Here is an 18526-nt window from a genome sequence, read left to right on the forward strand (position 1 = left end):
CCGAGAAATATAGGATCGAACCCAATTAGAATAAAGCGAATTTATCGACACTTTTCAGTTCTCTTTTATTCATCATCCCGGACGCCGCCATGACCCTCAAGCAACTCGAGGCCTTTTATTGGGCCGCCAACTGCAAGAGCTTCGCGGTGGCGGCCAACCGCTTGAATATCTCGGTGTCCTCGCTGTCCAAGCGGATCGCGGAGCTGGAGACCTCCATCGGTTCCGAGCTCTTCAGCCGCAATGCCCGCAGCGCCACGCTGACGCCGCTGGGCGAGCAATTGATTCCGCACGCCAAGGACCTGCTGCGCAACGCCGACCAGTTCATGAAGCGGGCCAGCAACAGCCGCGCGCTGTCCGGCCGCTGCCGCTTCGGCGTGGGCGAGCTGACCTCGCTGACCTGGATGCCGCGGCTGATCGAGGAAATCCAGCGCACGCACCCCAAGCTGTCCATCGAACCCTTCGTGGGCGTCGGCGAACTGATCGAGTGCCGGCTGGTGGAGGGCGAGCTGGATTTCGCCATCATCGCGGGACCGTCCACGCGCCCCTTCATCACGTCCAGCCTGATCGGCAACACCGAATTCATCTGGGTGGCGTCGAAAAAAGCCGTGCCCAATCCCGCGACCTTGCCGCCGCAGGCCCTGGCCGACCACACGCTGATCATCCTGCCGCAAAGCGCAGGCACCGTGCGCATGCTGGACGACTGGATGGCGGAGCTGAACGTCTCGCCAGGCCGCAACCTGAACTGCAACAGCTGGGGCGCCATCGCCGGGCTGATCCGCCAGGGCCTGGGCCTGGGCTTCCTGCCCAGCGCCTGGGCGCAGATCATGATCGAGCGCGGCGATGTGCACCTGCTGTCGGCCTTCCCGGCGCTGCGGCCGCTGCAATACACCATCCAGTGGCGGCGCGACGACACCCGCCCGCTGCTGCAGCACATGCGCGAACTGGCCCTGCGCACCATCGACTTCCACGCGCCCAGCTGCCTGCTGTAGGCTGCGGACCGCGTTCGCCCGCGCACGCGGGCCTGCTGACAGTTTCCAAAAAGCGGATCATCGCGAAGAAAATTATTCGCTTTATCTCCACTGAGGGCGGGCGTAGAGTCGCTTCCTACAACAAGCCGACCTATAACCAGGAGACACGCCCGCCATGGCCGATTTCGGATTCAAGATCAACCCCTGCCCCGCCGGCCCCAGCCAGGCCACCCTGGACGCCTACCGCGATTTCGCGGTCGCCAACATCAGCGATGCGATGAGCCGCACCACCGGCACCTCGGCCCTGCGTCCCGTGCATCCTTCGCGCCGCATCCTGGGCCGCGCCTTCACGGTGCGCACGCGTCCCGGCGACAACCTGCTGGTGCACAAGGCGATCGACATGGCCGAACCCGGCGACGTGATCGTGGTGGACGCGGGCGGCGACATGCGCAACGCGATCATCGGTGAAATCATGGTGGGCTGGGCCACGCATCGCGGCCTGGCCGGCTTCGTCATCGACGGCGCCATCCGCGACACCGGGACGCTGGCCGCCGGCCCGCTGCCCGTCTACGCGCGCGGCTCCGCCCATCGCGGCCCCTACAAGGACGGCCCCGGCGAACTGAACGTGCCCATCACCATCGACGGCATGGTCGTGCTGCCCGGCGACCTGCTGATCGGCGACGACGACGGCCTGCTGGCCATCCGCGTCGGCGAGGCCGATGCCATCGCCGAGAAGGTGCGCAACATCGAGGCCTCGGAGGCCAAGATCCTGGCGCAGATCGCCGCCGGCACGCTGGATCGCTCGTGGGTGGATGCCTCGCTGAAGGCCAAGGGCGCGCTCTGATCGCGCCGGGCCCTTGCGGCATGCGTCACATGATGCGTGCCGCACGGGCCTTCGAAGAACAAAGAACGGAGACGTTGCATGCAGCAGCAAGCAGCCCGGGTGTGCCGGCTGGATTTGTGGGTGAACCCGATATTCGACCAGATGATGGCGCAGGCGCCCGGCGTCGCGCTGACCGTCCTGCCCGCCCACGGCGATGACACGCGCACGCTGGCAGGCTTGCGCGGCGCGCATGCCTATCACGTGTCGGCCGCCAAGGACGAGCTGCCGCGCCAATGGTTCGTCGGCGCCGACCTCATCGCCCAATGCCCGGACCTGCTCATCGTGTCCTCGGGCGGCGCGGGCTACGACACCGTGGACGTGCCCGCCTGCACCGCCGCCGGCATCGCCGTGGTGAACCAGGCCGGCGGCAACGCGGAGTCGGTCGCCGAACACACCTACGCCCTGCTGCTGGCGGTCAAGCGCCGCATCGTCGAGGCCCACAACCGCCTGCGCCACGAGAACGGCTTCTCGCGCGAAGACGTGATGGGCCACGAAATCCACGGCCTGACCATCGGCCTGGTCGGCCTGGGCCAGATCGGCAGGCGGGTCGCTCGCATCGCACACGGTTTCGGCCTGCGCGTGCTGGCGCATGATCCCTTCCTGGACGACGCCACCCTTCGCGAACGCGGCGCCGAGCCCGTCGCGCTGGACACGCTTCTGCGCGACTCGGACATCGTCTCGCTGCACTGCCCGCTGGACGACACCACGCGCGGCCGCTTCGGCGCGCAGGCCTTCGCGGCCATGAAGCCGGGCGCGGTCTTCATCTCGACCGCGCGCGGCGGCATCCATGACGAGGCGGCGCTGTATGACGCCCTGCGAAGCGGCCATCTGTCCGGCGCCGGCCTGGATGTGTGGAAGACCGAGCCGCCCGGCAACGATGCGCCGCTGCTGCAACTGCCCAACGTGGTGGGCGCCTTCCACACCGGCGGCGTCACGCATGAAGGCCGCCGCAACGTGGCGCGCTCCTCCGCCGAACAGATCCTGGCCATGCTGCGCGGCGAACGTCCGCCGCAGTTGCTGAACCCGCAGGCGTGGCCCGCATTCACGGCACGCCTGGCGCGCCTGGCCCAGGCGGCCTGACCGACACGCACAGCACGGCGCACGTGGCGACACGGCGCCGCAGAAGAATTCCCGCGGCGGCCTGCCGTCGCGGGCGTACGACCTCATCACTGAGGACCTCATCGAGGAGACAATAATGCACACCCTGAAAAAACTGGCGGGCGCAGCCGCCCTCATGCTCGGCGCGGCCGGCCTTGCGGCCCCCGCGGCCGCCGCGTATCCCGAACACCCCATCAACCTGATCGTGTCCTACGGCCCCGGCGGCGGCACCGACCTGGTGGCGCGCATGATGGCGCCCTTCCTGCAGAAATACCTGGGCAGCGACAGCCGCATCGTCGTGCTGAACCGCCCCGGCGCGGGCGGCGCCATCGGCTTCGGCGAACTGGCGCGCGCGCAGCCCGATGGCTACACCATCGGTTTCATCAACACGCCCAACCTGTTGACCATTCCCATCGAGCGCAAGACGGCCTTCACGTGGAAGAGCTACGACCTGCTCGGCAACCTGATCGATGATCCCGGCGCCTTCGCCGTGCTGGACAGCAGCCCGGTCAAGAACCTGAAGGAACTGTCCGAGTACGCCAAGGCGAATCCGAGCAAGGTCACGGTGGGCACGACCGGCAACGGTTCCGACGACCACCTGGCGATGCTGCGTTTCGCGCGCACGGCCGGCGTGGAGCTGACCCACGTGCCCTACAAGGGCGCGGGCGAAGTGCGCGGCGCGGTGTCGAGCGGCGAGATCATGATCGGTGCCATCAACGTGGGCGAAGTGCTGCAATACCAGAAGGGCGGCACCCCCATCCGCTTCCTGGGCCAGATGGCCAACACCCGTTCGCCCATCCTGCCCGACCAGCCCACCTTCAAGGAACAGGGCTACGACTTCGAACTGGCCTCGCTGCGCGGCCTGGCCGCGCCCAAGGGCCTGCCCGAGGACATCCGCAAGAAGCTGGTGAGCGCGGTGAAGCAGACCGTGGACGATCCCGAGTTCCAGGCCAAGGCCCGCGAACTGTTCGCCCCGCTGCGCTACCTGCCGCCGGACGCCTACGCCCAGGAACTGGCGCAAGGCGAAGCGCAATTCCGCAAGCTGTGGGATGAGGCGCCTTGGCTGGATAAATAGGCCCCCCCGAGGCGCTGCGCGCCTCCCCCCAGGGGGCGGCTTCGGGGGACCGGCGGAGCCGGCTCCCCCGTGCCTGGACGCTTGCTGAGCTTTTTCTGGGGCGTTGCGCTTGGGGTGCTTTTTTGGGAACTTCGGGGTCGGATCTTGTATCCGACCCTTTTGTTTTCTTGTCATCCGGGTCGGCTACACTGCGCCGCGCCGGCCCCCGGGGCTGTGCCGCATCGCGCCTTTGCGCCCGGATCATTTCCATGCCCGCAGATTTCCCGCTGCCCGATGTCCTGGCCGGCCCCATCCTTCGTCGCCTGACGCCTGAGCGCCTGTTGATCTGGCTGGTCGGCAGCCGGCCGCTGCCTTTGTCTCTCAGCCTGCACGCCGAGGGCGATGCCGAGGCGCAGACGATCGCGTTGTCGGAACGGCATTGCCGCGCGGTGGCCGTGGGTAAGTTTGCGTGGATCCACTATCTGGACGTGCGGCTGGACACGCCGCTGCCGCAGGACACGCGCATCGCCTATGACCTGCGGGTGCGCGACGCCAGCGACGGCGAACAGGGCATCGCCCACTGGGCGCCCCACCTGCTGGCCGATGACGGCGCGCTGCCGCATTTCGTCCTGCGCCCGCGCCTGGACAACCTGCTGTACGGCTCGTGCCGCAAGCCCCACACCGCCTGCCCCGACGCGCTGGCTCACGTGGACGGCCTGCTGGCCGCGCAGGCCAGGCCGGAGGACATGCCGGCGATGATGATGCTGTGCGGCGACCAGGTCTATGCCGATGACGTGGCGGGCCCCTCTCTGGTCGCCATCCACGCGCTGATCGGGAAACTGGCGCTGTACGGCGAATGCCTGGAAGGCGGCGTCGTGAAGGACAGCGCCCAGCTCTATACGCACCCCGACACCTATTACCGCCGCGAAGCGCTGCTGCCGGACATCCGCGCCAACGAGGCCTTGCGCGAGCGCTTCTTCGGCGGCGTGCGCAAGCCCGTCTTCACGACCAACAGCGCGCACAACCACCTGATCACGCTGGCGGAAGTGCTGGCCATGTACCTGCTGGCCTGGTCACCCACGGCCTGGGAGATTGCCGGGGAACTGGCCCCGCCCGCGCTGTCGCCCGAGCACGCGAATCGCTGGGCGAAGGAAAAGCAATCGCTGGCGGCATTCGTCGCGACGCTGCCGCGCGCCGCACGCGCCATGGCGCACGTGCAGACCTTGATGATCTTCGACGACCACGACGTCACCGACGACTGGAACCTGTCCGCGCAATGGGAAACCTGCGCCTACGGCCATCCGTTCTCGCGCCGCATCGTGGGCAATGCGCTGGCGGCCTATGCGCTGTGCCAGGGCTGGGGCAACCGCCCCGATGCCTTCGGGCACCTGCTGGACGCGGCGCAAGCCCTGACCGACACGGTCGACGACCAGGGGCGCATTGCCTTGTCGGCGCATGATCATTGGGTCGACACGCTGCTCGCCTTCGACGAGTGGCACTACGTGCTGGACACGCAACCCAAGCTCGTCGTGCTGAACACGCGCACGCAGCGCTGGCACAACCGCCGCCTGCCAGGCCGGCCCTCTGGCCTGATGGACTGGGAGTCCTTGAGCGCCCTGCAGCAGGACCTGCTGGGCGAGGAGTCCGCCATCGTCGTCTCGCCCGCGCCCATGTTCGGCGTGAAGCTGATCGAAGTGGTCCAGCGCCTGTTCACCTGGGCCGGCCACCCGCTGATGGTGGATGCCGAGAACTGGATGGCGCACCGCGGCGCCGCCCAGGTCATGATGAATATCTTCCGGCACACCCGCACGCCGGGCAACTACGTGATCCTGTCCGGCGACGTGCACTACAGCTTCGTCTACGACATCCACATCCGCGACCGCGAAGACGGTCCGCGCCTCTGGCAGATCACCAGCAGCGGCATGAAGAACGAGTTCCCGCGCCGCCTGCTCGACTGGCTGGACCGCGCCAACCGCTGGCTGTATTCCCCGCGCTCGCCGCTGAACTGGCTGACCAAGCGGCGCCACCTGGACATCGATCCGCGCGTGCCCGACCGCGCGCGCGCCGGCGAGCGGCTGTGGAACGGCGCGGGCATCGGCCAGGTCTGGCTGGACGCGCAGGGACGTCCCTCGCGCATCGTCCAGCACAACGCCGATGGCAGTCCATCCACCTGCTTCGTGCCCCGTGGCACGGAAAGCCTGCACACAACTGTCATGGAACCCGAAGCACGCGTCTAAGTCACAGTCCGTTCCGGCAAACAAAACAGGGATCGAACGGAATGATCAAACTCGCACGCATCGGCCTGCTGGGCCTCTCCACGCTGGGCCTCGCGGCTGGCGCCCTGGCACAGGCACCCAAGCCCGGCACCTCGCCCGCCTACGGCCCGCAACTGGAAGGCTTTGACTACCCCCACTCCATCCAGCGCCACGCGTTCAGCTCGCAAGGCCAGCAGCTGGAAATGGCCTATATGGACGTGGCGCCGCAAGGCCAGGCGAACGGCCGCACCGTGGTGTTGCTGCACGGCAAGAATTTCTGCGGTGCCACCTGGCAGGACACCATCGCCGCGCTGTCGCAGGCGGGCTACCGCGTGGTGGCGCCCGACCAGGTCGGCTTCTGCGCCTCCAGCAAGCCCGCGTCCTATCAGTTCAGCTTCCATCAGCTGGCCGCCAACACGGCCGGCCTGCTCGACGCGCTGAAGATCCAACGCGCCACCGTCATCGGCCATTCGATGGGCGGCATGCTGGCCACGCGCTTCGCGCTGATGCATCCCGAACGCACCGAGAAGCTCGTCATGGTGAATCCCATCGGGCTGGAGGACTACCAGGCCGAGGGCGTGCCCTATGCCACGCTGGATTCTGCCTACGAGGGCGAGCTGAAGACCCGCTACGAAACGCTGCGCGGCTACCAACAGAAGTTCTATTACGACAGCCAGTGGAAGCCGGAGTACGACCGCTGGGTGCACATGCTGGCCGGCCTGTATGCCGGCCCCGGCAAGGAGATCGTCTCGCGCAATGCCGCCCAGACCGGCGACATGATCTTCACGCAGCCCGTGGTGCACGAGTTCGGCAACATCCGCGTGCCCACCACGCTCATCATCGGACAGACGGACCGTAGCGCGCCTGGCGCCAACCGGGCCACGAAGGAGATTGCCGCGCGCCTGGGCAACTATCCCGAACTGGGCCGCAAGACGGCGCAGGCCATTCCAGGCGCCACGCTGATCGAATTCCAGGAATTGGGACACTCGCCACAAGTGGAGGCACCGGCCCGCTTCAATGGTGCCTTGCTGAAGGACTTGGCCGGCTGACGTCGTTGCCAGCGTGCCAAGGCACGGGCCGGGCGTTGCCCGGCCTTCTTCCTGACGGGGAAAGTCCAGGCCGCCGGTGAATGTGCGTCAATGTTTAACAGCCGGGGCATTGCCGTTGCCGAACCCGCTGACGTCAGCAACCTCGCGCGCCGCGTCCGCGCCAGCTCCAAGGCCGTGCCGGGAACGCGCCCCCCGCTTACCGCGGCGCGTGCTTCGCCAGCCACGCCTTCAGGAAGGCGATCTCCTTTTCCTGCGCATCGATGACTTCCTGGGCCAGCTTGCGCAGCTCGGGATCCTTGCCGTGCGCCAGTTGCACCTTCGCCATGTCGATCGCGCCTTCGTGGTGCGGGATCATGCCGCGCGCGAAATCCACGTCGGCGTCGCCTGTGTAGGGGATGTCCATGCCCTGGTGCATGCGCGCCGCCCCGGCCTGATAGGCCTGCGTGCTGGGGGAGGCCGCGGCCTGGCCGCCGGCGCCGTGGCCAGCATGGCCGCCATCGGCCGGAGCGGCCTGCGCCAGGCCGGCCACCGCCACCAGGCCACAGGCCAGCATCGAACGAATTGCAATCATCCTTCCTCTCCTTGATCCTTGCGCGAGCCCGGCGCCCGCCATGGAGGCACCTTCCACGTTGCCATGCTGGCAAGGTCAAGCGCGGCCGTGCTTTTGGAATATCGTTGCAAGACGATTGCATTTGGTTGCATCGCGCCAAAACCCGACACAGCCTTGACGGGACCGCGTTGTTACATTTCAGCCCGGATACAGGCGGGGCCGATAACTCGCCGGCCTTGCGTGCCATACGTCATTCATCACGTCCACTTCGGGAAAGAGGAAAAAGCAATGAAGAAAACCGCCCTGACCGCCGCCCTGCTGGCTGCCTCCGCCGTGCTCGCCGGTTGCGCCAACATGAACACCGACGGACTGCTGTCCGCCGGCTCCAACATGGTCCAGGCCGTGAGCCTGTCGGACGCCGAAGTCATCCAGCTGTCGGATGCCGCTTGCACCGAAAGCGACCAGCAAGAGAAGGTTGCCGGCGCCAAGAGCAAGTACACGGTCCGCCTGAACAAGATCATGAAGGGCTTCGGCAACGAAACCCTGAACGGCCAGACCCCGAACTACAAGGTCTACCTGACCCCCGATGTGAACGCCTGGGCCATGGCCAATGGTTGCATCCGCGTCTACAGCGGCCTGATGGACCTGATGAACGACGACGAAGTGCGCGGCGTGATCGGCCACGAAATGGGCCACGTCGCCCTGGGCCACTCGAAGAGCGCCATGCAGACGGCCTACGCCGTCAGCGCCGCCCGCGGCGCCGCTGCCTCGGCCGGCAACAGTGCCGTTGCCGCCCTGACCCAGTCGCAACTGGGCGACCTGACCGAGAAGTTCATCAACGCGCAATTCTCGCAATCGCAGGAACTGGCCGCCGATGACTACTCCTTCGACCTGCTGACGCAGAAGAAGATGAACCGCAAGGGCCTGGTCACGGCGTTCCAGAAGCTGGCCAAGCTGGAAGGCGGCAGCGGCGACGGCCACAGCATGCTCAGCTCGCACCCGGCGTCGCCCGAGCGCGCCTCGCGCCTGGAGTCGCGCCTGAAGGGCGGCAAGTAAGCCCTGGGAAAGAACAAACCCGCCATCAGGCGGGTTTGCGGGCCTGTCGGCCCGAAGACCGCGCCCCCAGGGGCGCGGTTTGCATTGGTGGCTTCAGCTCAGAACAAGCCGCCCAGCAGATCCTGCGAATCCAGCAGTGCCCAGGCGATCTCGGGCCGGCGGTCCAGCCCGCGGCGGATGGCGGCGGGCACCGTCTGGCGGGTCTTGCTGCAAAGACCGGGGCGGTCTTCGATCTCGATGTTGAAGCCGCGCACGGTGCGCACCTCGCCGGCCCCCGGGGTGATGGTGACGACCATGCCCAGTTGCGCAGCCATGCGCGATTGCATGCGCTGCAGGTCTTCCAGGCTTTCGATGTTTTCCAGGCGCGCGACCAGCTTCTTTTCTTCGGCCTTGGTCAGCATCAGGATGCGCGTGTCGCCCTGCGGGTCGCCCAGCAGGACGTCACGGCCGCACTGACAGGCGCCCGGCGGGCATTCTTCGCGGATGGGAAAGCTCGTGCTCATGGATGTCGGTCCGTGCCCGCGCGGCAACGGCGCGCGGGCCTAATCCATGATTGTGCCGCAAGCCAGCCTGGCACGCAGCCGCGCGGCGGATGCGAGGCGGTGCGCGGGTTGCGTGTTTACATCAGGTCGCGGGGGGCGCCGTCGCCCTTGGCGATGCCATCCGCCTGGCCGCTGGCGGCCTGGCGGATGTGCACCATGATGTCGTGCATCTCTTCGACCGAGCGCCGCAATTCCTGCATGACGCCGTCCATGTCGCGCGCGCGCTGCGTCACGTCGGACGCCACCTCGATGACCTTGAAGGCCCGCCCGTTCTCGTCCAGCACCGGGTTGTAGCTGGCCTGGATCCAGACCTCGCGGCCGTTCTTGCCTATCCGGCGATACTGCCCGGCGTCGTAGGCGCCCTGCCCCAGCTTGTCCCAGAAGGCGCGATATTCCGGCGTCTCGTGCAGGGCCGGGTCGACGAAGAGACGGTGGTGCCTGCCCACGACCTCGTGGTCACGGTAACCCATCACGTCCAGGAAGTTCTCGTTGGCGCGCAGCACCGTGCCATCCAGGCCGAACTCGACCACGCCTTGCGACTTGCCGATGGCCGCAAGCCGGCCTTCCAGGTCATTCTGGCGGCGGCGCTGTTCCGTGATGTCCATCAGGTAACCCACCACGCGCACGACCTTGCCGCGGCGGTCGGTGACGGGAACGTAGCCGCCCTGCACCCAGCACTCGCCGCCGCCATGCGTCATCAAGGCGTAGTGGCCGGAGTCGCCCCGGCCTTCGGCCAGGCCCTGCCAGAAGGCGTCATAGGCCGGGTTCTCGCGCAGGGCCGGCGGCACCAGCATGCGGTGGTGCTGGCCCGCCAGCTCGGTCAGGCCATAGCCCGCCAGGTGCAGCATGGCATCGTTGGCGCCCACGATCATGCCGTCGGGCAACAGCTCGATGACGGCCTGCACCTGGGAATGGGTGCCCGGGCCCGAGGGCACGAAACGGGACTTCGAGGAACGCTGGAATACGTCGAAGGGATTGAACATGGTGATGCAGTGGTCCGGCTGTAAGACTGCTGCTCCGCGCCAAGTCCTACCTTTCGCACCATGGATTCCACACTTCAGGACAGCATGGGTGATCGCAAGGCACGAACGCGCCCCCGTCGGCGCGGCGGGCAAATGGGGTGTGTCGAAGGGATGTCAGGGACGCGCCAATGGGGCGCGCACGCTGGAGATGCCAGGAGGAGAAGAGGGACTCACGCGCGAGGCCTTGCGGCAATCGCGGATTCGCTCCGGATGTTATCACCGGGCAAGGACGAGGTGTCCACAGGACGCATCGGGACACGCCGCAATGTGGGGCCGAGGCCACACATTGCATTTTGTGTCATGTTGTCCGACGTTTTATGGCGTATGCGTCGCCATCGCCGACGATCAGGGCAATTTGCGCAAGGCCAGGATCAAGCGGTCCATCTCTGCCTGGGTCGTCAGGTAGCTCACCGAAGCGCGGTTCAACTGGCCCAGGCCGCGGGCCTGCATGTCCAGGGGCGTGTAGGGCACGCCGTTCGCCCCGATGACGATGCCCTCGGCCGCCAGGCTGCGTTGCACATCCGCGGGCTGCCGGCCTTCCACCAGGAACGACACCAGGCCGGACTGCTCGCGGCCCTGGTCCATGACACGCACGCCCGCCACGGCGCCCAACTGCTCGCGCAGGGCACGCGCCGTCGCGTCGATGGTGGCGCGGATCCGTGCCGGTCCGATGTCCAGCGCATCCTGCAGGGCCTGGCCCAGGCCGCAACGCAAGGCCATCGGCGTTTCCGCGGGCTCGAAGCGCGCCGCGTCGCCACGCAGGACAGGACGGCCGTCCGCATCCAGCGGCGCCGAATGCGTATCGACCACCGTCGGCACCAGACGAGGCAGGAAGTCCTGGCGGACATACAGCAGGCCCGTGCCGCGCGGGCCGCGCAAGGCCTTGCGCCCCGCGCCGCTCAGCACGTCGCAGCCCAGCGCGCGCACGTCCACCGGAACCTGTCCCACGGCTTGCGCGGCATCGATGAAATAGGGAATGCCGTGACGGCGGGCCACCTGGCCCACGGCCGCCGCCGGATTGATGAGCCCGCCATTGGCAGGCAGCCAGGTCAGCGAGATGAGCTTCACGCGCGCGTCCAGCATGGCCTCCAGCGCGGCGGGATCCACCACGCCGCTGCCGTCCGAAGGAATCGTTTCCACCGACAGCCCATGACGCTGCGCAGCCAGGCGCATGCCTGCCAGGTTGCCGCCCCACTCGTGGCGAGCCACCAGGATCCGGTCACCTGCGCGCCAGCCGTCCAGCGCAGCGAACGCCGCGCCCCAGCCGGGCGAGTTGCCCGCGGTCAGCGCGATTTCCTCGGGGTCGGCGTTGAGCAGTTGGGCCGCCAGGTGGCGGGCACGCTCGGACTGCTCGCGCGCGGCCACGCCGGCCTCCATCGGGCCTGACGCCTCGCGCTGCCACTGTGCCTGCACGGCATCCAGGGTGGCGGCGGAAGGCAGCGAGGCGCCGCCGTGATTGAAATGCACGGTATGCGCGATGCCGGGCGTGGCGGCGCGCAGGCGTGCGATCTCGTCATGCGAAAGCGGCGTGACCATGATGCGCGGGCCTCAGGGATGCAGCGCCACGATGGCGTCGACTTCCACCGACACGCCAAAGGGCAGCGAGGCCACGCCCACGGCGCTGCGGGCATGGCGGCCGGCATCGCCGAAGACGTTCACGAAGAGATCGGACGCGCCATTGGCAATGGCGGGATGGCGGCCGAAGTCGGGCGTGCTGGCGACATAGACGCACAGGCGCACGATGCGCGACACGCGATCCAGCCGATCATCGGTGGCCGCGGCGATCTGCGAGATCACGCCCAGCCCGGCAAGCTGCGCGGCGCGCAGGCCTTCCTCGTCGCTGAGATTGCCGCCCAGCAGGCCCAGGCAGGCGGGCTTGCCGCCCTGGCGGGACGTCTGGCCGGAGATGTAGAGCAGGTTGCCTTCCTGCACGAACGTGACGTAGTTGGCAGCAGGGGTATTGGGCTTTTCAAGGGCCAGGCCCAGTTCGGCCACACGTTCGGAAATGCGCTTGCTCATGCTTCTGTCTCCGGGAAAAAGCCTCATCCTATCGGGTGTCGCGGCCTGCGGGCAATCGCGGCGACTCAACGCTGCGTCAGCCTGCGATCCAATTCCAGGATGGCCTGGTACAGCACGCGTGTGCCGTCCAGCAGTTGCGACGGCGCCAGCCACTCTTCCGGACAGTGGCTGCGGCCGCCCTTGCAAGGCACGAAGATCATGCCGATGGGACCGGTACGCGACACATACACGCCATCGTGTCCCGCCCCGCTGGGCAGGCGCAGCGAGGGATAGGCCAAGGCGCTTGCCGCCGCCTCGATGGCGTCCATGACGAAAGGATCGCAATCGGTGGGCGCCGCCTGGCTGACAGGTTCACCCGCGGCCGACACGCGCAGCGCGGCCAGGCCTGGCGCCACGGCCTCCAGCACCGCGGCGGCGAAGGTGTCCAGCACGGTCTGGCTGTCGCTGCGCACCTCCAGCATCAGTTCCACCGAGCCGGGCACCGCGTTCGGCACATTGGGCGTCATGGCGATGCGCCCCACCGTGGCCACCACGTAATGCGGCTGGCCGCTGAGCGCGCAGGCGCGGGCATGCGCGGCCTCGATCACGCGCGCGGCGCCCACCAGGGCGTCGCGGCGCAGGTCCATCGGCGTCGTGCCCGCGTGATCGGGTTGGCCCGTCACCGTGATCAAGGTCCGGCGGATGCCGACGATGTTCGTGACCACGCCGATGGGCACCTGCCGTGTTTCCAGCACGGGCCCCTGTTCGATGTGCAGCTCGACAAACGCTGCCGTGCCGCCGGGCTTGCGCAGGGGCCGCGCCAAGGCGCCCGGGTCGGCGCCGATGCGCGCCATGCCTTGCGCCAGCGTCTCGCCGTCGGCGCGGCGCGCGGCCAGCATGCCCGCATCCAGCAGCCCCGCCAGGGCGCGGCTGCCCACGCAGGAGATGCCGTAGTCGCTGGGTTCCTCGGACAGGAAATCGATGACCTCCAAGGGGTGCGCCAGCACGATGCCCTGTTCCTGCAGCGTCTGCGCCACTTCGATGCCCGCCAGCACGCCGATGATGCCGTCGAAGCGCCCGCCCCCCACGACCGTGTCGCAGTGCGAGCCGGTGACGATGGGCGCGGCCTGCGCGAGCCGGCCTGCGCGCCGCCCGATCAGGTTGCCGCCCGCATCCAGGCTGGGCGACAGGCCCGCGGCCAGGTATTCCTCGCGCAGCCACGCGCGGGCGCGCAGGAACAGATCCGAGAACGCGCGCCGCGTCCAGGGCTGGTCCGGCAGGGTGAAGGTGGAAAGCGTCTCGACGCGCTGCCACAGGCGCTGGGCATTGATGGGCGGAAAGTCTGTCGTCATGCGCATCAGGATACGCCGTCGGCCAGGGTACGCTGCGCCAGCATCAGGTCCAGGTTCTGCACGGCCGCGCCCGCGGCACCCTTGCCCAGGTTGTCGAACACCGCCGCCAGCACCACCTGTCCCTGCGCCGCGTTGGAGAAGACGCTGAGCCGCAGATCGTTGCTGCCATTGAGTATCTGCGGATCCAGCCGCGCGGCGTCATCGGCCTCGGCAAGCGGCGCCACCTGCACATGGCGCTGGCCGGCATAACAGGCTGCCAGGCTGGCATGCAGCGCCGCGGCATCCACGCCGGCCGGCAACAGGCGCAGATGCAAAGGCACGGTCAGCACGATGCCCTGCCGGAACGCGCCATAGGACGGCAGGAAAACAGGACGCTGCGAGAGCCCCGCGTGCGCGGCGATCTCGGGCACGTGCTTGTGGGCGAGCCCCAGGCCATATGCCTGGAACGCCGCCGCGCCGGCAGCGTCCGGCCCTTCGTACACGTCGACGCCGGCCCGCCCCATGCCGGAATAACCCGACACGGCATGGATGTTCAGGGGATAGTCCGCAGGCACGAGACCCGCCGCGACCAGCGGCCGCAGCAAGGCGATGGCGCCGGTGGGATAGCAGCCGGGATTGCTGACGCGCTTGGCCTGCGCGATGCGCTGGTCCTGGCCGGGCGCCATCTCGGGAAAACCGTAGACCCACTCCGGCGACACGCGGTGCGCCGAACTGGCGTCGATGAGCCGCGTGGCGGGATTCGACACCAGCGCAGCCGCCTCGCGCGCCGCCGCATCGGGCAGGCACAGGATGGCCACGTCGCTGGCGTCCAGCGCCTGGGCGCGGCGTTGGGGGTTCTTGCGCTCGGCATCGGGCAAGGTCAACACGCGGATGTCCACCCGCCCGCGCAGGCGGTCGTGGATCTGCAGGCCGGTGGTGCCCTGGTCGCCGTCGATGAAGACTGTCGCGGGTCTCATGATGTTTTCCGTATCGGTGGAACCGGCAGGCGCCGGTGTGGATGACGTCATCTTGCGCCTGCCCTACACTTCGGAAAAGTTGAATTTCATAACCGTGAAATTCATTTTTACTGAATGAAGGAAGATGCCATGCGTGAGATCAGCCTGGACCGACTGCGCACCCTGGTGGCCATCGCCGACCTGGGCTCGTTCACGCGCGCCGCGCAGGCCTTGCACCTGGCGCCGCCCACCGTCAGCCTGCACGTCAGCGACCTGGAAACACGCGTGGGCGCGCCGCTGCTGCACCGCCAGCGCGGACAGGTCCGGCCCACGCCCGTGGGAGAAACGCTGCTGGCGCGCGCGCGCCAGTTGCTGGCCGACGCGGACAGGGCCTTGGAAGACGTGGCGCGCGAAGTGCGCGGCGACAGCGGCCGGGTTCGCCTGGCGGCATCCACCAGCGCGCTGGCGCACCTGCTGCCCCAGGCGCTGGAACGGCTGGGCCAGGCGCATCCGGGCATCGACGTGCAGGTGGCCGTGCTGACCACGCAGGAAACGCTGGCCAAGCTGGCCGATGGACGGCTGGACGTGGGCCTGGTCGCCCTGCCCCAGGCGCCCGTGCGCGGACTGGTGCTGCGTCCCTGGCGGCGCGACCCGGTCATGGCCTTCCTGCCCGCCGCGTGGCCCACGCCCGCGCGCGTCAGCCCGGCGTGGCTGGCCGAGCGTCCGCTCATCCAGAACGACGCCAGCACCCGCTTGTCCCGGCAGACCACGGAATGGTTTGCGGCAGCGGGCCTGGAGGCCGCGCCGCGCATCGAGCTGAACTACAACGAGGCCATCAAGAGCCTGGTGGCCGCCGGCTACGGCGCGGCGCTGCTGCCTCACGAGGCCAGCGCCCCCGCGCCGGACGCCCGCATCGCCATGCGGCCGCTGCGTCCCGCCTTGTGGCGGCCGCTGGGCATCGCGCATCGCGCCAAGGGCATCGAGGCCGCCACGCAACGCGTGCTGGAGGTGTTGTGGGCCTTGCGCCAGGGCGTGGGACGGGGCTAGGGCAAGCCGGCCCCCCCATGCAAACGGGCGACGCTTTCGCGTCGCCCGGCAGTCAGCGCAAATCAGGCCACGCGGGTGGCTTACACCAGGCGCGTCATCCAGCCATGCGGATCGGCGCGGCGGCCGTACTGGATGTCGGTGAGTTCCTGGCGCAGCGACATCGTCAGCTTGCCGGCCGGCGCGTTTTCATCGCCCGCCACGAAACCCGGGCCCTTCAGCGCGGCGATCGGCGTCACCACCGCGGCGGTGCCGCAGGCGAAGGCTTCGACCACGTCGCCCGAGGCCATGCCGTCGCGCCATTCCTGCGCGGTGACCTTGCGTTCCTCGACGGTGATGCCGCGGTCGCGGGACAGCTGGATGATGCTGGCGCGGGTGACGCCTTCCAGGATGCTGCCCGACAGCTCGGGGGTGACCAGCGTGCCGTCCTTTTTCACCAGGAAGACGTTCATGCCGCCCAGTTCTTCCAGGTATTTGCCTTCCAGCGGGTCCAGGAACAGCACCTGGGCGCAGCCATTGTCATAGGCTTCCTTCTGCGGCAGCAGCGACGCGGCGTAGTTGCCGCCGCACTTGGCCGCGCCCGTGCCGCCCTTGGCGGCGCGCGCGTATTCCGTGGACAGCCAGATGCTCACCGGCGCCACGCCCTTGGCGAAGTAGGGGCCTGCGGGGCTGGCGATGACGTAATAGGCCGCGCGCTGGGCCGAGCGCACGCCCAGGAAACTTTCGTTGGCGATCGTGAAGGGGCGCAGGTACAGGCTGGTTTCCGGCGCGCTGGGCACCCAGGCGGCGTCGGCATTCACCAGTTGGCGGATCGATTCGACGAAGAGTTCGGTGGGCAGCTCGGGCAGGGCCAGGCGACGCGCGGAACGCTGCATGCGCTCGGCGTTGGCCTGCGGACGGAAGGTCCAGATGGAGCCGTCGGCGTGGCGGTAGGCCTTCAGGCCTTCGAAGATTTCCTGCGCGTAGTGCAGCACCGACGCGGCCGGGTCCAGCATCAGCGGACCATAGGCGCGGACCTCGGCATCGTGCCAACCGCGCTCGGTGGTCCAGTCGATGGAGATCATGTGGTCGGTGAAGTGCTTGCCGAAGCCGGGATCGGCCAGGATGACCTCGCGGTCGGCGGCCGCGCGGGCCTTCTCGGAAGGCTTCGTGCGGAAGGAGGAAGTGATGTCGGCCAGGGTGCTCATCGCGTGCTCGAAGAAGTCGGTACTGCGGTTCAGGGCGTAGGCGTCATCCGGTGCGCAGGTCGCCGGCGGCGTCTTGGTGTCTTGTGTCGTGGAAATCGAGTTTAGCTGATTGGCCGGGGCGCCCCGGACCGGCGACGGACGGGGAATCCCGGCTGGCCACGGGGGGCGTCACCTCAGCCGGCCTTGCGCAACGTCAGGTTGATCCGTAACGGTCCCAACCGCGGATGCGGCGCATCCTTCAGCGGCGCGATCCCGTGGAAGCGCAGCCGGTCCTCGCCGCCCCACACGGCCACATCGCCGTGATAAAGCGGCACGCGTCGCGGACGGTCGGCACGGACGTGGCCGCCGAAGAGGAACACCGCCTCCATGCCCAGCGACACCGACACGATGGGCGCGCCCAGGTCATGCTCGTCGCGATCCTGGTGCAGGGACATCTTCGCGCTCGGCGCATAGTGGTTGATGAGACAGGCATCGGGCGTGAAGCCGGGAAAGCCCGCCTCCCGCGCGGCGTCGCGCGCCAGGCCGAGAAACACCGCGGGCATGTCCGGCCAGGGCTGGTCGCGGCCTGGGTCCCGCGCCGCGTAGCGGTAGCCGCGCGCATCCGACACCCAGCCCAGCGCGCCGCAATTGGACAGCGCCGCCGACATCGTGAAGCCGCCGGGCGTCACCATGTGGCGTGGCGGGGCAACGGCGGTCACGTGCGCGATGGCCGCCAGCAACGCGTCCTGCCTGTCCAGCGCAAAGCCGCGCAGGATGCAGGCCTCGCGGCCCAGCGGCTCGCGGTCACCGACGCGGGCCTGCGCAAAGAGATCCAGGGTGCTCATGAGGAAGAATCGTACTGCCAGCGCGCTGCCGTCAGGGCATGGCAGGCACGGTCGCCCGCAAGGACGCCTGGATGCGCGCCACCAGCGCGCGATGCCCGGCCTCGTCGCGATAGCCCGTGTAGACCTGCACCTCGGCCTGCCGGCCGTGCGCACGGGCGAAGAATACCGTCACGCGCGAAGGCAGGTCCATGACGGCGCCCACCCATTCCAGGCGATGCAGGGGGAGGCCCCCGACGGTGAAAGCTTCATTGGCGACCGTGCGCAAGCCCGACACCGTGCCGCGCTGGTCGGCCATGTAGGCCTGGGCGGCGCGGGACAGGTCGGCGGGCGTCTCGCCCGCCTGCGCCGGCGCCACCTTGCGTTCCAGCACCGCCACGCCGATGCGGCGGTCCGTGTCGGCGAACATGCGGCCGTCCAGGATGCCCAGCGCGGTGTCCGACTGATTCAGCCCGATGTCCTCCTCGGGAATATCCGCGGGAACGGCCAGGTGCAGGACGCCATCCAGCAGGCGGACCTGGACAGCCTCGGCCGGGTGGACCGGCGCCATCAGGCCGGCGGACAGGCCGAGGGCGGCGAGGGCTGTTGCGAAAATGCGCATGAAGGAATGCCACCATGGAGGAACGTCGCGCGACCTTAGCCCACGGCGACCGGCGAGGACAAGCCGGGCGGAAGACTGCGCGCTATTGCCTGGCGAGGGATTCTTCAAGAT

Annotated in this window: 18 protein-coding genes; 8 read left to right on the forward strand and 10 right to left on the reverse strand. The window is 68.5% G+C overall.

The genetic code is table 11. From position 1 onward, the window contains the following. The first annotated feature begins 89 nt into the window (after positions 1-89). The 6 genes from ODI_RS17615 to ODI_RS17640 all read left to right on the forward strand — a co-directional run bounded on the left by ODI_RS17615 (position 90) and on the right by ODI_RS17640 (position 7307). On the forward strand, positions 90-989 hold the full coding sequence (locus ODI_RS17615) for a LysR family transcriptional regulator (RefSeq protein WP_067748830.1): 900 nt from the start codon (positions 90-92) through the stop codon (positions 987-989). Between the two features lie 154 nt (positions 990-1143). Further along, complete coding sequence (locus ODI_RS17620) at positions 1144-1812, forward strand: RraA family protein (RefSeq protein WP_067748828.1); 669 nt, start codon at positions 1144-1146, stop codon at positions 1810-1812. Between the two features lie 78 nt (positions 1813-1890). Next, positions 1891-2931 carry a hydroxyacid dehydrogenase gene (locus tag ODI_RS17625; RefSeq protein ID WP_067748826.1) on the forward strand — a complete coding sequence of 347 codons (1041 nt, stop codon included), beginning with the start codon at positions 1891-1893 and terminating at the stop codon, positions 2929-2931. A 115-nt stretch (positions 2932-3046) separates the two neighbouring features. Beyond that, positions 3047-4024 (forward strand): tripartite tricarboxylate transporter substrate binding protein, encoded by a 978-nt coding sequence (locus ODI_RS17630; RefSeq protein ID WP_067748823.1) that lies wholly within the window; start codon positions 3047-3049, stop codon positions 4022-4024. A gap of 248 nt (positions 4025-4272) precedes the next feature. Beyond that, the gene (locus ODI_RS17635; protein ID WP_067748821.1) at positions 4273-6240 is read left to right on the forward strand and encodes a metallophosphoesterase family protein; all 1968 of its coding nucleotides are present in this window, start codon (positions 4273-4275) and stop codon (positions 6238-6240) included. A gap of 41 nt (positions 6241-6281) precedes the next feature. Beyond that, positions 6282-7307 (forward strand): alpha/beta fold hydrolase, encoded by a 1026-nt coding sequence (locus ODI_RS17640; protein WP_082985110.1) that lies wholly within the window; start codon positions 6282-6284, stop codon positions 7305-7307. 196 nt (positions 7308-7503) lie between these two features. Here the strand turns inward: ODI_RS17640 and copM are convergent, their stop codons facing one another. Beyond that, the gene (gene copM, locus ODI_RS17645; protein WP_082985109.1) at positions 7504-7878 is read right to left on the reverse strand and encodes a CopM family metallochaperone; all 375 of its coding nucleotides are present in this window, start codon (positions 7876-7878) and stop codon (positions 7504-7506) included. A 267-nt stretch (positions 7879-8145) separates the two neighbouring features. On the opposite strand from copM, the gene loiP reads away from it, so the two are divergent. Beyond that, positions 8146-8913: a metalloprotease LoiP gene (loiP, locus tag ODI_RS17650; RefSeq protein ID WP_067748819.1), complete on the forward strand. Its 768-nt coding sequence runs from the start codon at positions 8146-8148 to the stop codon at positions 8911-8913. Between the two features lie 98 nt (positions 8914-9011). On the opposite strand, the gene ODI_RS17655 is transcribed toward loiP, so the two are convergent. From ODI_RS17655 to argC, 6 genes are all read right to left on the reverse strand, one after another. After that, a complete protein-coding gene (locus ODI_RS17655; RefSeq protein ID WP_067748816.1) occupies positions 9012-9416 on the reverse strand; it encodes a hypothetical protein in 405 nt (134 codons plus the stop codon). Positions 9417-9532: 116 nt separating this feature from the next. Next, complete coding sequence (locus tag ODI_RS17660; protein WP_067748813.1) at positions 9533-10438, reverse strand: PAS domain-containing protein; 906 nt, start codon at positions 10436-10438, stop codon at positions 9533-9535. A 384-nt stretch (positions 10439-10822) separates the two neighbouring features. Next, positions 10823-12013, reverse strand: a complete 1191-nt coding sequence (locus tag ODI_RS17665) for an aminotransferase class V-fold PLP-dependent enzyme (protein ID WP_067748810.1) — start codon at positions 12011-12013, stop codon at positions 10823-10825. A 12-nt stretch (positions 12014-12025) separates the two neighbouring features. Continuing rightward, entirely contained in the window at positions 12026-12496 is a 471-nt protein-coding gene (locus ODI_RS17670; protein WP_067748807.1) for a RidA family protein, read from the reverse strand. Between the two features lie 65 nt (positions 12497-12561). Continuing rightward, positions 12562-13827 carry a Zn-dependent hydrolase gene (locus ODI_RS17675; protein WP_067748930.1) on the reverse strand — a complete coding sequence of 422 codons (1266 nt, stop codon included), beginning with the start codon at positions 13825-13827 and terminating at the stop codon, positions 12562-12564. Positions 13828-13832: 5 nt separating this feature from the next. After that, complete coding sequence (gene argC, locus ODI_RS17680) at positions 13833-14783, reverse strand: N-acetyl-gamma-glutamyl-phosphate reductase (RefSeq protein ID WP_067748804.1); 951 nt, start codon at positions 14781-14783, stop codon at positions 13833-13835. A 129-nt stretch (positions 14784-14912) separates the two neighbouring features. On the opposite strand from argC, the gene ODI_RS17685 reads away from it, so the two are divergent. Then, positions 14913-15809, forward strand: coding sequence for a LysR family transcriptional regulator (locus tag ODI_RS17685; protein WP_067748925.1), 897 nt, complete (start codon positions 14913-14915; stop codon positions 15807-15809). Between the two features lie 80 nt (positions 15810-15889). On the opposite strand, the gene ODI_RS17690 is transcribed toward ODI_RS17685, so the two are convergent. The 3 genes from ODI_RS17690 to ODI_RS17700 form a co-directional block, all read right to left on the reverse strand. Further along, the gene (locus tag ODI_RS17690) at positions 15890-16993 is read right to left on the reverse strand and encodes a branched-chain amino acid aminotransferase (RefSeq protein ID WP_067748801.1); all 1104 of its coding nucleotides are present in this window, start codon (positions 16991-16993) and stop codon (positions 15890-15892) included. Between the two features lie 173 nt (positions 16994-17166). Then, positions 17167-17817, reverse strand: a complete 651-nt coding sequence (gene alkB, locus ODI_RS17695; protein WP_067748798.1) for a DNA oxidative demethylase AlkB — start codon at positions 17815-17817, stop codon at positions 17167-17169. 31 nt (positions 17818-17848) lie between these two features. Continuing rightward, complete coding sequence (locus tag ODI_RS17700) at positions 17849-18415, reverse strand: DcrB/PsbP domain-containing protein (RefSeq protein WP_067748795.1); 567 nt, start codon at positions 18413-18415, stop codon at positions 17849-17851. Positions 18416-18526 lie beyond the last annotated feature (111 nt).

The organism is Orrella dioscoreae (genome assembly GCF_900089455.2).
GTDB classification, from domain to species: domain Bacteria; phylum Pseudomonadota; class Gammaproteobacteria; order Burkholderiales; family Burkholderiaceae_B; genus Orrella; species Orrella dioscoreae.